We start from the raw sequence: 14,477 nt of genomic DNA on the forward strand, positions 1-14,477 counted from the left end.
TGGTTTTTATTAAGTCTTCTTTAAGAGTACTTGTTTATTATCGAATTAAATGTGCTGCTAGAAGCATGAAACTCAAGATTTTCACCAGTAAAAGGGTGAATCAAAGAAAGCTTACTGGCGTGGAGCATCATTCTTTTTTCCTTGATTTTACCATAGAGGGGATCTCCCACAATGGGATGGTTGATGCTGGCTAAATGGACCCTAATTTGATGGGTCCTTCCAGTTTCAAGTTGGCAACTAACATAGGAAGTCCTATTAAGTCTATCAAGTAATTGAATATGAGTCACAGCCCTTTTCCCTGATTTGCTGACAACTCTTTTCTTACTATTGTGGCGGTCTCGTCCAAGAGGCTTATCAATAGTAAAGCTTTCTCCTGCAATTTTTCCTTGAGACAAGGCAAGGTAGGTTCTGTAGATCTTTTTTTCCTCAAGCATTTTGCCTAGTAGGGGTAAAACAAATTGATTTTTGGCAAATAAAATAGCTCCGCTGGTTTCCTGATCGAGTCTGTGGACCACATAGGCACTATGTCCTAGGTAGGCTGAAACATGGTTCAAAAGAGCAATCTCTTGAGGTTCATTAGGATGGGTTTTCATGCCCTCTGGTTTATTTACAATAATTAGGTGTTCATCTTCGTAAAGGCAGTCAATTAAATTTTTATCGCCAAAGGTTACTTGTTTTTGAGGATAATCACTTGGATCAAAGTTAAGACTAATAAGGTCCCCTGGACCTACAATTGTTTCCCAGGACTTGTTTTCATTGTTAATAAGGACTCCTTTTTTGGTCCTTAAAAGATGCCTTTGCTTACGCGGAAGAAGCCACTTTTCTTCCAAAAGCATATTTAATGTCATATTTGAGGAATTTTGTGGTATTGTAATATTATATTTCATATTTTTTATTCTAACATATAAAATAGGAAATAAGATTTAAGAAATTAATACAAGTGGAGGTTAAACACTTGAGTCAAAAATATAGTCGATCTAGAAGAATTAATAAAGCAAATAATAAAGATAACTTAAATCCTGATCCAGATAGTCCTGAGGACGGAGTTGAATCGAGGGAACCTAAACATCCCCGCTGGAATAAATTTAAAATGTGGTGGAAGCGTCATAATCTGACGAAAATTTTCCTGCTTATAATTTTATCTTTCATCCTGATGATAGGAGGTTACCTGTTTTACCTAGCCAAAACGGCTAATGTATCAGACCTTCAGGAATCCCTAAGATCAACAACAGTTATTATCGATAAGAATGGTGATTCGGCTGGATCCATGTATGGTCAAAAAGGAACCTATGTGGATATCGATGAGATATCACCTTATGTAATTGATGCTGTAGTTGCTACTGAGGATAGGAGTTTTTATACAAACCGCGGGGTAAATATCAAGCGGACTCTTCTTGCAGTAGCAACCCTTGGTAAATTTGGTGGAGGTTCTACCATAACCCAGCAGCTGGCAAAGAATGCTTATTTAACCCAAAAACAAACCATTGACCGTAAGGCCAAGGAAATATTCCTGGCCATGGAGATTACTAAGAAGTATAGTAAAAGCGATATTATGGCCATGTATTTAAATAACTCCTACTTTGGTAATGGAATTTGGGGGATTGAGGATGCATCCCATAAGTACTTTGGAAAGACTGCAGCTGAGTTGACCTTAGATGAAGGGGCAACCCTTGCTGGTATCTTAAAATGGCCTGAGGTTTACAATCCTCTTTATAAGGATGGGAAGTTTGCGACTGACCGGAGAAATACGGTCCTTCAAAATATGGTTAATGCCAAACTGGCAACCCAGGATGATGCCAATCAAGCTGCAAATATCGATATGAATAGCAAACTTGATGATGATTATACGGGTAAAGATAGTGACTACAAGTATCCATCTTACTTCGATGCAGTAATTCAAGAGGCGATAAGTAAGTATGGTTTAAGTGAAAATGATATTTTGAATAATGGCTATAAGATTTATACAGGTCTTGATCAAGATTACCAAGCAGGTCTTCAGGAAACTTATTCATCGACCTATCTTTTCCCTATTGCTGCAGACGGAACAGTAGCCCAAAGTGCAAGTGTTGCCCTTGATCCTTCAACAGGTGCAGTAGCAGCTCTTGTAGGAAGGGTTCCTACAGACGACAATGATACCTTTAGAGGGTTTAATTTTGCAACCCAGGCCCAAAGGAGTCCGGGATCGACTATTAAACCTCTAGTTGTTTATAGTCCAGCTATTGAGGCTGGTTGGTCAATCAATCAAGAGCTTGAAGATAAGCCGCATGATTATAATGGATACAGCCCGCAGAACTACACAAGAACCTATCAGGGGCAAGTTCCAATGTATGAAGCCCTAGCCCAGAGTCTAAACCTACCTGCTGTTTACACCGTAAACAAATTAGGAGTTAAGACAGCAGTTGCCAAGGGTAAGGCCTTTGGTCTTGACTTGACTGATAAAAATGAGGAACTCCAGGTTGCTTTGGGTGGCGGGGTTGTAACTAATCCCTGGCAGATGGCTCAAGCTTACGGGGCATTTGCTAATAATGGAATCATGAATGAAGCTCACCTGATTACTAAGATTGAAAGCTCTAGTGGTCAGGTCCTTAAGAGTTATAAGCAGAATCAGAAGCGCGTTATCGATAAGAGTACCAACGACAAGATGACTAGTATGATGCTTGGAACCTATTCAAATGGTACAGGAGTTTATGCTGAGCCTTATGGCTATACTCTAGCTGGAAAAACAGGAACAACAGAAACTGCTGATGGCAACAATACAAATGACCAGTGGGTTATTGGTTATACACCAGATGTTGTAATTAGTTTGTGGCTTGGTTTTGAAAAAACAGATGACACCCATTATCTGGAGGGAGCAAGTAGTGGCCAGGCTTCAAAAATATTTAAGCAGGCTGCTACCTATATCTTGCCCCATACCAAAGGAACCAAGTTCTCAGTTGAAAATGCCTATGCTCTAAACGGCCAGGCGCCAGTTGAGACGGATGGTGATAATAAAAATAGTGTTGTCATTAGTAGTGACTCTAGTATTTTAGATGAAGCTCAAGAAAAGGCCAAAGATTTTACAAACCGAGTTAAAGAACAGGTCGAAAAATCTGGTATTGGAGAGAAGATTAAGGACTTTTGGAATGACATCAAATCTAAATTTTAAGCAATTGTCAACAAAAGAATAATATGATAGAATGAAGCGATAGGAGACGATATGTTAAAAAAAGCATCTCTTGCGTGTGGAGTATGTGGATCACGCAATTATTCAATAAACCTAAGTAGTAATGCTAAAGAAAAACGTTTAGTTGTAAACAAGTTTTGTAAGCATTGCGGAAAATACACAGAACATAAAGAAACGAGGTAGGGCATTAGCTCATAAGAAAGTATGAAATTTATCAAAAGCGTCTTAAGTTTAATGAATAAAGTTACATGGCCAACTAAAAAAGAGGCAGCAATTGATTTCGCAGGCGTTATCGAGTATTCTGCTTTCTTTCTGCTCATTATCTTTATATTCGATAAGTTAATTAAATTAGGTATTACATCTGTTTTAAGTTTATTTGCAAAATAGTACAACTTAATTTAACATTTGTGATATAATAAAAAAAACAAAGTCCTTAGGGGCTTTTTTAGTTGAAAAAAGGAGACAAAATGGACAACTTAACAAGTTTTGACCAAGGTTGGTTTGTAATTCAAACCTATTCAGGATATGAAAATAAGGTAAAGGAGACGCTACTTGAGCGTGCTCATACTTATAATATGACAGATAACATTCTTCGTATTGAAATCCCTACAGAAACAGTTACTCGTGATGTTAACGGGAAAATTAAGGAAACTGAAGAAAATATGTTCCCAGGTTATGTGTTAGTTGAAATGAACATGACTGATGAAGCTTGGTTTGTCGTTCGTAACACACCAAACGTTACAGGATTCGTTGGATCTCACGGTAACCGTAGTAAACCAACTCCTCTATTTGAAGAAGAAATCCGCCACATCCTAAACGGTATGGGCAAAACGCTTCGTAACCACGAAATCGACCTTAAAGTTGGTGATCCTGTTAAGATTATTGACGGAGCCTTCGCTGACATGGTTGGTAATGTTACAGAGATTGTTGACAGCCGTAAGCTTAAAGTATCAATTGAAATGTTTGGTCGTGAAACAGTAGTTGACCTTGAAATTGATCAAATTGATGAAATTAGTAAATAAACAAAAGGAGCCTTGCTCCTTTTTTTAAAATTCATTAATTTATTGATAATTTTTGTTATAATAATAAAAATAAAATCAAGGAGATATATAGCATGCCACTTAAATACCAGAGCACAAGAGATAAGAGCAATACAGTTACAGCCAGCCAGGCCATCTTACAAGGATTAGCTACCGATGGAGGTCTATATGTACCCACAAAACTTCCTCAGATAGATTTGGATTTTGAAAAACTAAAAGATGCGAGTTATCAGGAAGTAGCTAAGGTCGTTTTAGCGGGATTTTTAGATGATTTTACAGAAGAAGAGCTAGATTACTGTATAAATTCTGCCTATGATGACAAATTTGACGATCAAAGGATTGCTCCTCTTGTCCAAGTAGGTAGCCACTATAACTTGGAATTATTCCACGGTAACACTATTGCCTTTAAAGATATGGCCCTATCAATTTTGCCGTATTTAATGACTACTGCTGCTAAAAAGTCTGGTATTGAAAATGAGATTGTAATTCTTACAGCAACAAGTGGTGATACAGGGAAGGCTGCCATGGCGGGATTTGCTGATGTCGAAAATACTCAAATCATTGTCTTTTATCCAAAAGACGGGGTTAGTGAGATTCAAAGGCAACAAATGGTAACCCAAAAGGGTGCCAATACCCACGTGGTAGCAATTGAAGGAAATTTTGACGACGCCCAAACCAAGGTTAAGGAGATGTTTAATAACCTTAATTTGCGCGAGAAGATGCATGCCAATAAAAAACAATTTTCAAGTGCTAACTCAATGAATATCGGACGCCTTGTTCCTCAGATTGTTTATTATGTTTATGCTTATGCTCAGCTTCTTAAAGAAAAGCAGATTGAAAACGGAGAGAAAATCAACTTTAGCGTACCAACTGGTAACTTTGGGAACATCCTTGCTGCTTATTATGCCAAAGAAATAGGACTACCTGTAAACAAATTAATCTGTGCTTCTAATGAAAACAAAGTTCTTACAGACTTTTTTGAAACGGGACTTTATGATAAAAATAGGGAATTTTTCGTAACATCAAGCCCATCAATGGATATTCTAGTTTCAAGTAATCTTGAACGCCTGATTTTCCATTCAACAGAAGACAATGATAAACTAACAAACTCTTTAATGGATGAACTTTATAGTAAGGGAACTTATGAAATCACTAAAGAGATGCAAAAACATTTGGCTGATTTTATTTCAGGATATGCCAGCCAGGAGTCTACCAGCCAAGAGATAAAGGAAATCTTCGAACAAACATCTTACACAGAAGATCCTCACACAGCAGTTGCAAGTAAGGTTTATAGAGATTACCGAGAAACTAGCTCAGATTCTACTAAGACTGTAGTCGTATCTACTGCAAGCCCTTATAAGTTTCCAAGAGTAGTTGTTGAGGCATTAACCGGTACTAAGAGTGATTTGGATGATTTTGCGTTGGTTGATCAACTAGAAGAACTTTCTAAGGTTAAACAACCCGAAGCCGTAAGAAATCTAAAAGAAGAACCTGTCCTTCATAAAACAGTGGTTGGTATTTCTGACATGCAAAAGGCAGTTGAAGAGTATTTAGGTTTAAAATAATCAATGAAGATAGATAGTAGGTAACCTACTATCTTTTTTTAATTATTTATAGAAGAAAGAAAAAAATTAATTATTATAAAATAAAAGTCTTGCAAATGGATAAATAATTTGATAGTATAGATAAGTACTGCAAAAATGCAGACTATGGCATTGAAGCAAGAGGTTGCGACACACCCGGAAGCATTGCCAAGCTAGGGGAGTTGGTTTTCTTGTGGAGCTAGCCTATTCAAGACAATAGACGAGAGGAGAAAAAATGGCAAATAAAAAAATTCGCATTCGTTTGAAAGCATACGAACACCGTATCCTTGATCAAGCGGCTGAAAAGATCGTAGAAACTACTAAACGTACAGGTGCTCAAGTAAGTGGTCCAATCCCACTTCCAACTGACCGTTCGCTATACACAGTAATTCGTGCGACTCACAAATACAAAGATAGCCGTGAACAATTCGAAATGCGCACACACAAACGCTTAATCGATATCATCGAACCAACACAAAAAACTGTTGATGCATTGATGAAACTTGATTTACCAAGCGGTGTAAACATCGAAATTAAACTTTAAGAAAGGGAACTCTAATGACAAAAGGAATCTTAGGGAAAAAAGTGGGAATGACCCAAATCTTCACTGAGTCTGGTGAATTAATCCCAGTTACTGTCATCGAAGCAACTCCAAACGTTGTTCTTCAAGTTAAAACTGTTGAAACTGACGGTTACGAAGCAACTCAGGTTGGTTTTGATGACAAACGTGAAGTTTTGAGTAACAAACCTGCCAAAGGTCATGTTGCTAAAGCAAACACGGCTCCTAAGCGCTTCATCCGTGAATTTAAAGGTATTGAAGGCTTAGAAGTTGGATCAGAAATCACTGTTGATACATTCGCAGCTGGAGATATCGTTGATGTCACAGGTACGACTAAAGGTAAAGGTTTCCAAGGTGTTATTAAACGTCATGGACAATCACGTGGACCAATGGCTCACGGATCTCGTTACCACCGTCGTCCAGGGTCAATGGGTCCTGTAGCGCCTAACCGCGTGTTCAAAAATAAACACTTGGCAGGTCGTATGGGTGGAAACCGTGTAACAATTCAAAACCTTGAAATTGCACAGGTTGTTCCAGAGAAGAATGTTATCCTTGTTAAAGGTAACGTTCCAGGAGCGAAAAAATCACTCATCACTATCAAAACTGCAGTAAAATCTGCGAAATAATAAGGAAGGGAGAAACTTACCGAAATGGCTAACGTAGCATTATTTAAACAAGATGGTAGCAAAGCTGGCGAAGTTACTCTGAATGACGCAGTATTTGGAATTGAACCAAATGAAACTGTAGTTTTCGATGTAATCCTAAGCCAACGCGCAAGTCTTCGTCAAGGTACAAGTGCAGTTAAGAACCGTTCAGCAGTATCAGGTGGTGGTCGTAAACCATGGCGCCAAAAAGGTACTGGACGTGCACGTCAAGGTTCAATCAGAAGCCCGCAATGGCGTGGTGGTGGTGTTGTCTTCGGACCAAACCCACGTAGCTATGCTTACAAGCTTCCACAAAAAGTTCGTCAACTTGCTCTTAAATCTGTTTACTCAGAAAAAGTTGCTGGTGACAAACTTGTAGCTGTTGACGCTTTATCATTTGACGCACCAAAAACAAGTGAATTCGTAAAAGTTCTTTCAGCTCTTGCAATCGACCGTAAAGTCCTTGTAATCGTTGAAAACGAAGGAAATGAATTTGCTGAACTATCTGCTCGTAACATTCCAAATGTACAAGTAACTACTGCTAACTCAGCAAGCGTTCTTGACATTGTTAACAATGATAAATTATTGGTTACTCAAGCAGCTCTATCTCAAATCGAGGAGGTCCTTGCATAATGAACCTTTATGATGTAATCAAAAAACCAATCATCACTGAAGCATCTATGCTTGCAATGGATGAGAAAAAATACACTTTCGAAGTTGATGCTCGTGCTCACAAAGAACTTATCAAACAAGCCGTTGAACGTGCTTTTGATGGAGTTAAAGTAGCATCTGTAAACACAATTAACGTTAAACCAAAAGCTAAACGCGTTGGTCGTTATACTGGATTTACAAGCAAATACAAGAAAGCAATCATCACACTAACTGAAGATTCTAAAAAAATCGAAATCTTCGGTGAATAATTAAAGGAGGAAAAACGTGGGAATTAAAGTTTATAAACCTACCACTAACGGTCGTCGTCACATGACTGGTAGCGACTTTGCAGAAATCACTACAAGTACTCCTGAAAAGAGCTTGTTAGTTTCACTAAAAAGCAAAGCAGGTCGTAACAACAACGGTCGTATTACAGTTCGTCACCAAGGTGGTGGACACAAACGTAAATACCGTTTAGTTGACTTCAAACGTACTAAAGATGGTGTTGTTGCAAAAGTAACACAAATCGAATACGATCCAAACCGTTCAGCTAATATCGCATTGATCACTTACACTGACGGTGTTAAATCATACATCCTTGCACCTAAAGGTCTTGAAGTTGGTATGACTGTGGTTTCAGGTCCTGAAGCGGATATCAAAGTTGGTAACACTTTACCACTTGCAAACATCCCAGTTGGTACACTTATCCACAACATCGAACTTAAACCTGGTAAAGGTGGACAACTTATCCGTTCTGCGGGAACAAGTGCACAAGTTCTTGGTAACGAAGGTAAATACGTTCTTGTACGTCTTAACTCAGGTGAAGTACGTATGATCCTATCTACTTGTCGTGCAACTGTTGGAGTTGTTGGTAACGAACAACACAGCCTTATCAACATTGGTAAAGCTGGACGTAACCGCTGGCGTGGTATCCGTCCAACTGTACGTGGTAGCGTAATGAACCCGAACGATCACCCACACGGTGGTGGTGAAGGTAAACAACCAGTTGGTCGTAAAGCTCCAGTTTCACCTTGGGGTCAACCAGCAATCGGACTTAAAACACGTAGTAAGAAAGCTAAATCAAGCAAACTTATCGTTCGTCGTCGCGGTCAAAAATAATTTTACTTTGAAGGTTACAAATTTCTTAGCAGCTTAAGCTGGCCGAGAAATCTACTAAAAAGTTGCAGACTGTGTAGTTAGCTTTAATTTTAAAGCTAACTATAGAGTTCAAGTGTGTTCAGACAGTGTAATAAAAAAATAATAAATTCCGCCAACTCTGCCTTAGTAGCAGTTGTGGTATCTTTTAAAGGAGAGATAACTAAAATGGGACGTAGTCTTAAAAAAGGACCTTTCGTCGATGAGCATTTAATGAAAAAAGTTGAAGCTCAAGCTAAAGACGAAAAGAAAAAAGTAATCAAAACTTGGTCACGTCGTTCAACGATTTTCCCAAGTTTCATCGGATACACTATCGCTGTATATGATGGACGTAAACATGTACCAGTTTACATCCAAGAAGACATGGTAGGTCACAAGCTTGGTGAATTTGCACCAACTCGTACTTACAAAGGTCACGTTGCAGACGATAAGAAAACAAGACGTTAATAGGAGGAGAAAGAAATGGCAGAAAATACTTCAGCTAAAGCTACTGCACGTACAGTTCGCGTTTCACCTCGTAAATCACGCTTGGTTATCGACTTGATCCGTGGAAAAAACATTGCAGAAGCAATTACAATTTTAAAATTCACACCAAATAAAGCAGCAGGAGTCATCGAGAAAGTTCTTAATTCAGCAGTTGCAAACGCTGAAAACAATCTTGGTCTTGAAAAAGCTGATTTATATGTGAGCGAAGCATTCGTAAACGAAGGACCAACAATGAAACGTTTCCGTCCACGTGCGAAAGGTAGTGCTTCACCAATCAACAAACGTACTAGCCACATCACAGTGGTAGTAGAAGAAAGATAAGGAGGTAAAATCGTGGGTCAAAAAGTAAATCCAATCGGACTTCGTGTCGGAATCATCCGTGACTGGGATGCCAAATGGTATGCTGAAAAAGAATACGCAGATTACCTTCATGAAGATCTTGAAATCCGTAACCTTATCCAATCTCGCCTTGCAGATGCTTCAGTATCAACTATTGAAACTGAACGTGCAGTGAACAAAGTGATTGTTTCAATCCACACTGCTAAACCAGGTATGGTTATTGGTAAAGGTGGAGCGAACGTTGATGCACTTCGTGCAGACTTAAACGCTCTTACTGGTAAACAAGTTCACATCAACATCGTTGAAATCAAGAAACCAGATCTTGACGCTCACCTTGTTGGTGAAGGAATTGCACGTCAACTTGAAGCACGTGTTGCATTCCGTCGTGCACAAAAACAAGCAATTCAACGCGCTATGCGTGCTGGAGCTCGAGGAATTAAAACTCAAGTATCTGGACGTCTTAATGGTGCTGATATCGCTCGTAGCGAAGGTTACTCTGAAGGGACAGTTCCACTTCACACACTTCGTTCAGATATCGACTACGCTTGGGAAGAAGCTGATACTACTTACGGTAAACTAGGTGTTAAAATCTGGATCGACCGTGGTGAAATCCTTCCAACAAGAAAATCAGTGAAAGGAGATAAATAGTTCATGTTAGTACCTAAACGTGTAAAACACCGTCGTGAATTCCGTGGGAAAATGCGTGGTGAAGCTAAAGGTGGTAAGGAAGTAACTTTCGGTGAATTTGGTCTTCAAGCGACTACAAGTCACTGGATCACTAACCGCCAAATCGAAGCAGCCCGTATCGCAATGACTCGTTACATGAAGCGTGGTGGTAAAGTTTGGATTAAAATCTTCCCTCACAAATCATATACAGGTAAAGCCATTGGGGTTCGTATGGGTAAAGGTAAAGGAGCTCCAGAAGGTTGGGTAGCACCAGTTAAACGCGGTAAAGTAATGTTCGAAATCGCAGGTGTATCTGAAGAAGTAGCTCGCGAAGCTTTACGCCTAGCGTCTCATAAATTACCAGTAAAAACTAAGATTGTAAAACGTGCGGAGGATTCAAATGAAGCTTAATGAAGTAAAAACACTTTTGACAGAACTTCGTGGTCTTTCAGCGGAAGAACTTGCTACTCGTGAGCAAGAGCTTAAGAAAGAATTATTCGAACTACGTTTTCAAGCGGCAGCTGGTCAACTTGAAAATACAGCGAAAATTAACGAAGTTAAAAAATCAATTGCACGTGTTAAAACAGTAGCACGTGAAGCAAAATAATAGATAGGGGAGGAAGATCATGTCTGAACGTAATCAACGTAAAGTTTATCAAGGTCGTGTGGTATCTGACAAGATGGATAAAACTATCACAGTTGTTGTCGAAACAAAACGTAACCACCCTGTCTACGGTAAACGTATTAATTATTCTAAAAAATACAAAGCTCATGACGAAAACAACTCAGCAAAAACTGGCGACATCGTGCGCATTATGGAAACTCGTCCATTGTCAAAAGACAAACGTTTCCGTTTAGTTGAAATCGTTGAAGAAGCTGTAATTATCTAAATTCTGAAAGGAGAAATGAACAGTGATTCAAGCAGAAACTCGTTTGAAAGTTGCTGATAACAGTGGTGCCCGCGAAATCCTAACTATCAAAGTTCTTGGTGGTTCAGGGCGTAAAATCGCAAACATCGGTGACGTTATCGTTGCAACAGTAAAAGCTGCAACTCCTGGAGGAGTTGTTAAAAAAGGTGAAGTTGTTAAAGCAGTTATCGTACGTACTAAATCAGGCGCTCGTCGTACTGATGGTTCATACATCAAATTTGATGAAAATGCTGCAGTTATCATCCGTGATGACAAAACACCTCGTGGAACTCGTATCTTCGGCCCTGTTGCCCGTGAATTACGTGAAGGAAACTTCATGAAGATCGTTTCACTTGCACCTGAAGTTCTATAATAATAGAATATAAAAGTCGCATAGTCCCCTCACCTTAGGTGGGGGTGTCCTGCGGGACGTAAGAAAAAAAGGAGAAATCTAAATGTTTGTAAAAACAGGCGATACAGTAAAAGTCATTGCTGGTAAAGATAAAGGCAAGACTGGTAAAGTAATCAAAGCTTTACCAAAAGTAAACAAAGTTGTAGTTGAAGGTGTTGCAATCATGAAAAAACACCAAAAACCTAACCACGTAAATCCAAACGGTGCTATCCTTGAAATGGAAGCTCCAATCAACGCATCAAATGTTCAAGTTCTTGACAAAAACGGTGTTGCTGGACGTGTTGGATACAAGGTTGAAGGCGACAAAAAAGTACGCTACAACAAAAAATCTGGTGAAATCCTAGATTAATCACGTAAGAGAGGAGGAAAAAAATGGCTAATCGTTTAAAAGAAAAATATAGTGCTGAAGTAATCCCAGCTCTAACTGAGAAATTCAACTATACATCTGTAATGGCTGTACCTAAAGTCGACAAGATCGTACTTAACATGGGTGTTGGTGATGCAGTAAGCAACTCTAAGAACCTAGATAAAGCAGTTGAAGAACTTGCTATCATTTCTGGTCAAAAACCACTTATCACTAAAGCTAAGAAATCAATCGCTGGTTTCCGTCTACGTGAAGGTATGCCAATCGGTGCGAAAGTAACTCTTCGCGGAGAACGCATGTATGAATTCCTAGATAAATTAGTGACTGTCTCTCTTCCACGTGTACGTGACTTCCACGGTGTGTCAAGTAAATCATTTGACGGACGCGGAAACTACACACTAGGTGTTAAAGAACAACTAATTTTCCCAGAAATTAACTACGATAACGTTGATAAAATCCGTGGTCTAGACGTAGTAATCGTTACTACTGCTAACACTGATGAAGAAGGACGCGAATTGCTTGCCCAAATGGGTATGCCATTTGCTAAATAATATAGGAGGCAAAAGACGTGGCAAAAAAATCAATGATTGCTAAAAACAAACGTCCAGCGAAATTCTCAACGCAAGCTTACACTCGTTGTGAACGTTGTGGGCGTCCACACTCAGTTTACCGCAAATTCAAATTATGCCGTATTTGCTTCCGTGAGCTGGCTTACAAAGGTCAAGTTCCGGGCGTTAAGAAAGCTTCATGGTAATCTGAAGCGGCATTCGCCACTTCAATTTAACTATTGCTTATAGGCAAGATTAATTTGCAAGTGGGATACTGACGTTTTATTGAATAAAACAAACCCAAACTACAAATGATTAAGGAGAAATAACCGTAATGGTAATGACAGATCCAATCGCAGACTTCCTAACACGCATCCGTAATGCTAACATGGTAAAACACGATGTTGTTGAAGTACCTGCATCAAAAATCAAACGCGAAATCGCTTCAATCTTACTTGCTGAAGGATTCGTTAAAGATGTTGAATATATCGAAGATGACAAACAAGGAATCGTTCGTGTATATCTTAAATACGCTCAAGATGGTGAACACAAAGGACAACGCGTAATCACTGGACTTAAACGTATTTCTAAACCAGGTCTACGTGTATACGTTAAATCTGCTGATGTGCCAAAAGTTCTTAACGGACTAGGTATCGCTATCATCTCTACTTCTGAAGGTGTTGTAACTGATAAAGTTGCTCGCGCTAAGAACATTGGTGGAGAAGTACTAGCATACGTTTGGTAAAATGAACGAGAAGTCGTATGTGGGAATTTTTCTATAATTATTTCCGCATATAACTCTTTTTCATTAATGCTTAAAGCAGGTGATTGGACATCCAAGTCATTTGTGGAAAGTAATAAGTAAAGGTCAAGCGTAAAGCTTAACCCCCGTGAAAACCCACAATGATATATTAGTGGGAAAATTTAACAGGAGGAAATTATGAGCCGTATTGGTAATAAAGTAGTAGTACTACCTGCAGGCGTTACTGTTGACGCTAAAGATGGTGTAGTTACTGTTAAAGGTCCTAAAGGTGAACTTACTCGTACGTTCCCTACAGCGATCGAATTAAAACAAGATGGACAAGAAGTGACTTTCACTCGTCCAAATGATTCAAAAGAAATGAAAACTATTCACGGTACAACTCGTGCCAACTTCAATAACATGGTTATCGGAGTTTCTGAAGGTTTCAAAAAAGAACTTGAAATGCGTGGGGTAGGGTACCGTGCTCAATTACAAGGAAACAAACTTGTACTTAGCGTTGGTAAATCTCACCCAGACGAAGTTGTTGCTCCTGAAGGAATCACTTTTGAACTTCCAAACCCAACTACAATCGTAGTAAGTGGTTCTAACAAAGAAGTTGTTGGTGAAGTAGCAGCATACATCCGTAGCAAACGTACTCCAGAACCTTACAAAGGTAAAGGGATCCGTTATGTTGGAGAATTCGTTCGCCGTAAAGAAGGTAAAACTGGTAAATAATTTTATAAGTTTTTTGGTCAGCTTGGACTTCCTTGGATTTTTTCCAAAGGTCCTGGCTGCCTGACTTATAGGTTATAATCAGATTAAAGATAGGCAAAAACTTATCATAATAAAGAAATAGAAGAGGTAAAATTGTGATTTCTAAACCAGATAAAAATAAAACGCGTCAAAAACGCCACCGTCGCGTACGCGGAAGAATCTCTGGTACTGCAGAGCGCCCACGTTTGAATGTTTTCCGTTCTAACACAAACATCTACGCGCAAGTAATTGATGACGTAGCAGGTGTAACGCTCGCAAGTGCCTCATCACTAAATGAGACTGGTACTAAAGTAGAACAGGCTCAAAAAGTTGGTGAATTAGTAGCTAAAGCAGCAACTGCCAAAGGTGTAACTGAAGTTGTCTTCGACCGTGGTGGTTACCTTTACCATGGACGTGTGCAAGCTCTTGCAGAAGCAGCACGCGAAAATGGACTTAAATTCTAA

Annotated in this window: 24 protein-coding genes; 23 read left to right on the top strand and 1 reads right to left on the bottom strand. The window is 39.1% G+C overall.

Annotated features, from left to right (window positions below; all coding sequences use genetic code 11):
- Positions 1-20: 20 nt before the first annotated feature.
- Positions 21-887, bottom strand: coding sequence for an RluA family pseudouridine synthase (locus tag OZX60_00620; protein WEV45295.1), 867 nt, complete (start codon positions 885-887; stop codon positions 21-23).
- Positions 888-955: 68 nt separating this feature from the next.
- On the opposite strand from OZX60_00620, the gene pbp2a reads away from it, so the two are divergent.
- The 23 genes from pbp2a (at position 956) to rplR (ending at position 14,477) form a co-directional block, all read left to right on the top strand.
- A complete protein-coding gene (pbp2a, locus tag OZX60_00625) occupies positions 956-3,145 on the top strand; it encodes a penicillin-binding protein PBP2A (GenBank protein ID WEV45296.1) in 2,190 nt (729 codons plus the stop codon).
- A gap of 51 nt (positions 3,146-3,196) precedes the next feature.
- A complete protein-coding gene (rpmG, locus tag OZX60_00630) occupies positions 3,197-3,346 on the top strand; it encodes a 50S ribosomal protein L33 (protein WEV45297.1) in 150 nt (49 codons plus the stop codon).
- 51 nt (positions 3,347-3,397) lie between these two features.
- Positions 3,398-3,550 carry a preprotein translocase subunit SecE gene (secE, locus tag OZX60_00635; protein ID WEV45849.1) on the top strand — a complete coding sequence of 51 codons (153 nt, stop codon included), beginning with the start codon at positions 3,398-3,400 and terminating at the stop codon, positions 3,548-3,550.
- An 80-nt stretch (positions 3,551-3,630) separates the two neighbouring features.
- On the top strand, positions 3,631-4,185 hold the full coding sequence (gene nusG, locus OZX60_00640; protein ID WEV45298.1) for a transcription termination/antitermination protein NusG: 555 nt from the start codon (positions 3,631-3,633) through the stop codon (positions 4,183-4,185).
- 92 nt (positions 4,186-4,277) lie between these two features.
- Positions 4,278-5,768 (top strand): threonine synthase, encoded by a 1,491-nt coding sequence (gene thrC, locus OZX60_00645; protein ID WEV45299.1) that lies wholly within the window; start codon positions 4,278-4,280, stop codon positions 5,766-5,768.
- Between the two features lie 253 nt (positions 5,769-6,021).
- Complete coding sequence (gene rpsJ / locus OZX60_00650; protein WEV45300.1) at positions 6,022-6,330, top strand: 30S ribosomal protein S10; 309 nt, start codon at positions 6,022-6,024, stop codon at positions 6,328-6,330.
- Between the two features lie 14 nt (positions 6,331-6,344).
- Positions 6,345-6,971, top strand: coding sequence for a 50S ribosomal protein L3 (rplC, locus tag OZX60_00655; GenBank protein WEV45301.1), 627 nt, complete (start codon positions 6,345-6,347; stop codon positions 6,969-6,971).
- 24 nt (positions 6,972-6,995) lie between these two features.
- Entirely contained in the window at positions 6,996-7,622 is a 627-nt protein-coding gene (rplD, locus tag OZX60_00660) for a 50S ribosomal protein L4 (GenBank protein ID WEV45302.1), read from the top strand.
- The gene (locus OZX60_00665) at positions 7,622-7,909 is read left to right on the top strand and encodes a 50S ribosomal protein L23 (protein WEV45303.1); all 288 of its coding nucleotides are present in this window, start codon (positions 7,622-7,624) and stop codon (positions 7,907-7,909) included. The genes rplD and OZX60_00665 overlap by 1 nt, the downstream gene beginning before the upstream one ends.
- A gap of 16 nt (positions 7,910-7,925) precedes the next feature.
- Positions 7,926-8,759 (top strand): 50S ribosomal protein L2, encoded by an 834-nt coding sequence (gene rplB / locus OZX60_00670; protein WEV45304.1) that lies wholly within the window; start codon positions 7,926-7,928, stop codon positions 8,757-8,759.
- 204 nt (positions 8,760-8,963) lie between these two features.
- The gene (gene rpsS, locus OZX60_00675; GenBank protein WEV45305.1) at positions 8,964-9,242 is read left to right on the top strand and encodes a 30S ribosomal protein S19; all 279 of its coding nucleotides are present in this window, start codon (positions 8,964-8,966) and stop codon (positions 9,240-9,242) included.
- Positions 9,243-9,257: 15 nt separating this feature from the next.
- Entirely contained in the window at positions 9,258-9,602 is a 345-nt protein-coding gene (gene rplV, locus OZX60_00680; GenBank protein ID WEV45306.1) for a 50S ribosomal protein L22, read from the top strand.
- 12 nt (positions 9,603-9,614) lie between these two features.
- On the top strand, positions 9,615-10,268 hold the full coding sequence (gene rpsC, locus OZX60_00685) for a 30S ribosomal protein S3 (GenBank protein ID WEV45307.1): 654 nt from the start codon (positions 9,615-9,617) through the stop codon (positions 10,266-10,268).
- 3 nt (positions 10,269-10,271) lie between these two features.
- On the top strand, positions 10,272-10,697 hold the full coding sequence (rplP, locus tag OZX60_00690; GenBank protein ID WEV45308.1) for a 50S ribosomal protein L16: 426 nt from the start codon (positions 10,272-10,274) through the stop codon (positions 10,695-10,697).
- The gene (gene rpmC / locus OZX60_00695) at positions 10,687-10,893 is read left to right on the top strand and encodes a 50S ribosomal protein L29 (GenBank protein ID WEV45309.1); all 207 of its coding nucleotides are present in this window, start codon (positions 10,687-10,689) and stop codon (positions 10,891-10,893) included. Before rplP ends, rpmC begins: the two co-directional genes overlap by 11 nt.
- A 19-nt stretch (positions 10,894-10,912) precedes the next feature.
- Entirely contained in the window at positions 10,913-11,176 is a 264-nt protein-coding gene (gene rpsQ, locus OZX60_00700) for a 30S ribosomal protein S17 (GenBank protein WEV45310.1), read from the top strand.
- 22 nt (positions 11,177-11,198) lie between these two features.
- On the top strand, positions 11,199-11,567 hold the full coding sequence (gene rplN, locus OZX60_00705; GenBank protein WEV45311.1) for a 50S ribosomal protein L14: 369 nt from the start codon (positions 11,199-11,201) through the stop codon (positions 11,565-11,567).
- 82 nt (positions 11,568-11,649) lie between these two features.
- Entirely contained in the window at positions 11,650-11,955 is a 306-nt protein-coding gene (rplX, locus tag OZX60_00710) for a 50S ribosomal protein L24 (GenBank protein WEV45312.1), read from the top strand.
- Between the two features lie 23 nt (positions 11,956-11,978).
- Positions 11,979-12,521, top strand: a complete 543-nt coding sequence (gene rplE / locus OZX60_00715) for a 50S ribosomal protein L5 (protein ID WEV45313.1) — start codon at positions 11,979-11,981, stop codon at positions 12,519-12,521.
- A gap of 17 nt (positions 12,522-12,538) precedes the next feature.
- Entirely contained in the window at positions 12,539-12,724 is a 186-nt protein-coding gene (locus tag OZX60_00720) for a type Z 30S ribosomal protein S14 (protein ID WEV45314.1), read from the top strand.
- Between the two features lie 128 nt (positions 12,725-12,852).
- The gene (rpsH, locus tag OZX60_00725; GenBank protein ID WEV45315.1) at positions 12,853-13,263 is read left to right on the top strand and encodes a 30S ribosomal protein S8; all 411 of its coding nucleotides are present in this window, start codon (positions 12,853-12,855) and stop codon (positions 13,261-13,263) included.
- Between the two features lie 195 nt (positions 13,264-13,458).
- The gene (gene rplF, locus OZX60_00730; protein ID WEV45316.1) at positions 13,459-13,995 is read left to right on the top strand and encodes a 50S ribosomal protein L6; all 537 of its coding nucleotides are present in this window, start codon (positions 13,459-13,461) and stop codon (positions 13,993-13,995) included.
- A 134-nt stretch (positions 13,996-14,129) separates the two neighbouring features.
- Positions 14,130-14,477 carry a 50S ribosomal protein L18 gene (gene rplR, locus OZX60_00735; GenBank protein WEV45317.1) on the top strand — a complete coding sequence of 116 codons (348 nt, stop codon included), beginning with the start codon at positions 14,130-14,132 and terminating at the stop codon, positions 14,475-14,477.

The organism is Streptococcaceae bacterium ESL0687 (genome assembly GCA_029392475.1).
Classification (GTDB): Bacteria; Bacillota; Bacilli; order Lactobacillales; family Streptococcaceae; genus Floricoccus.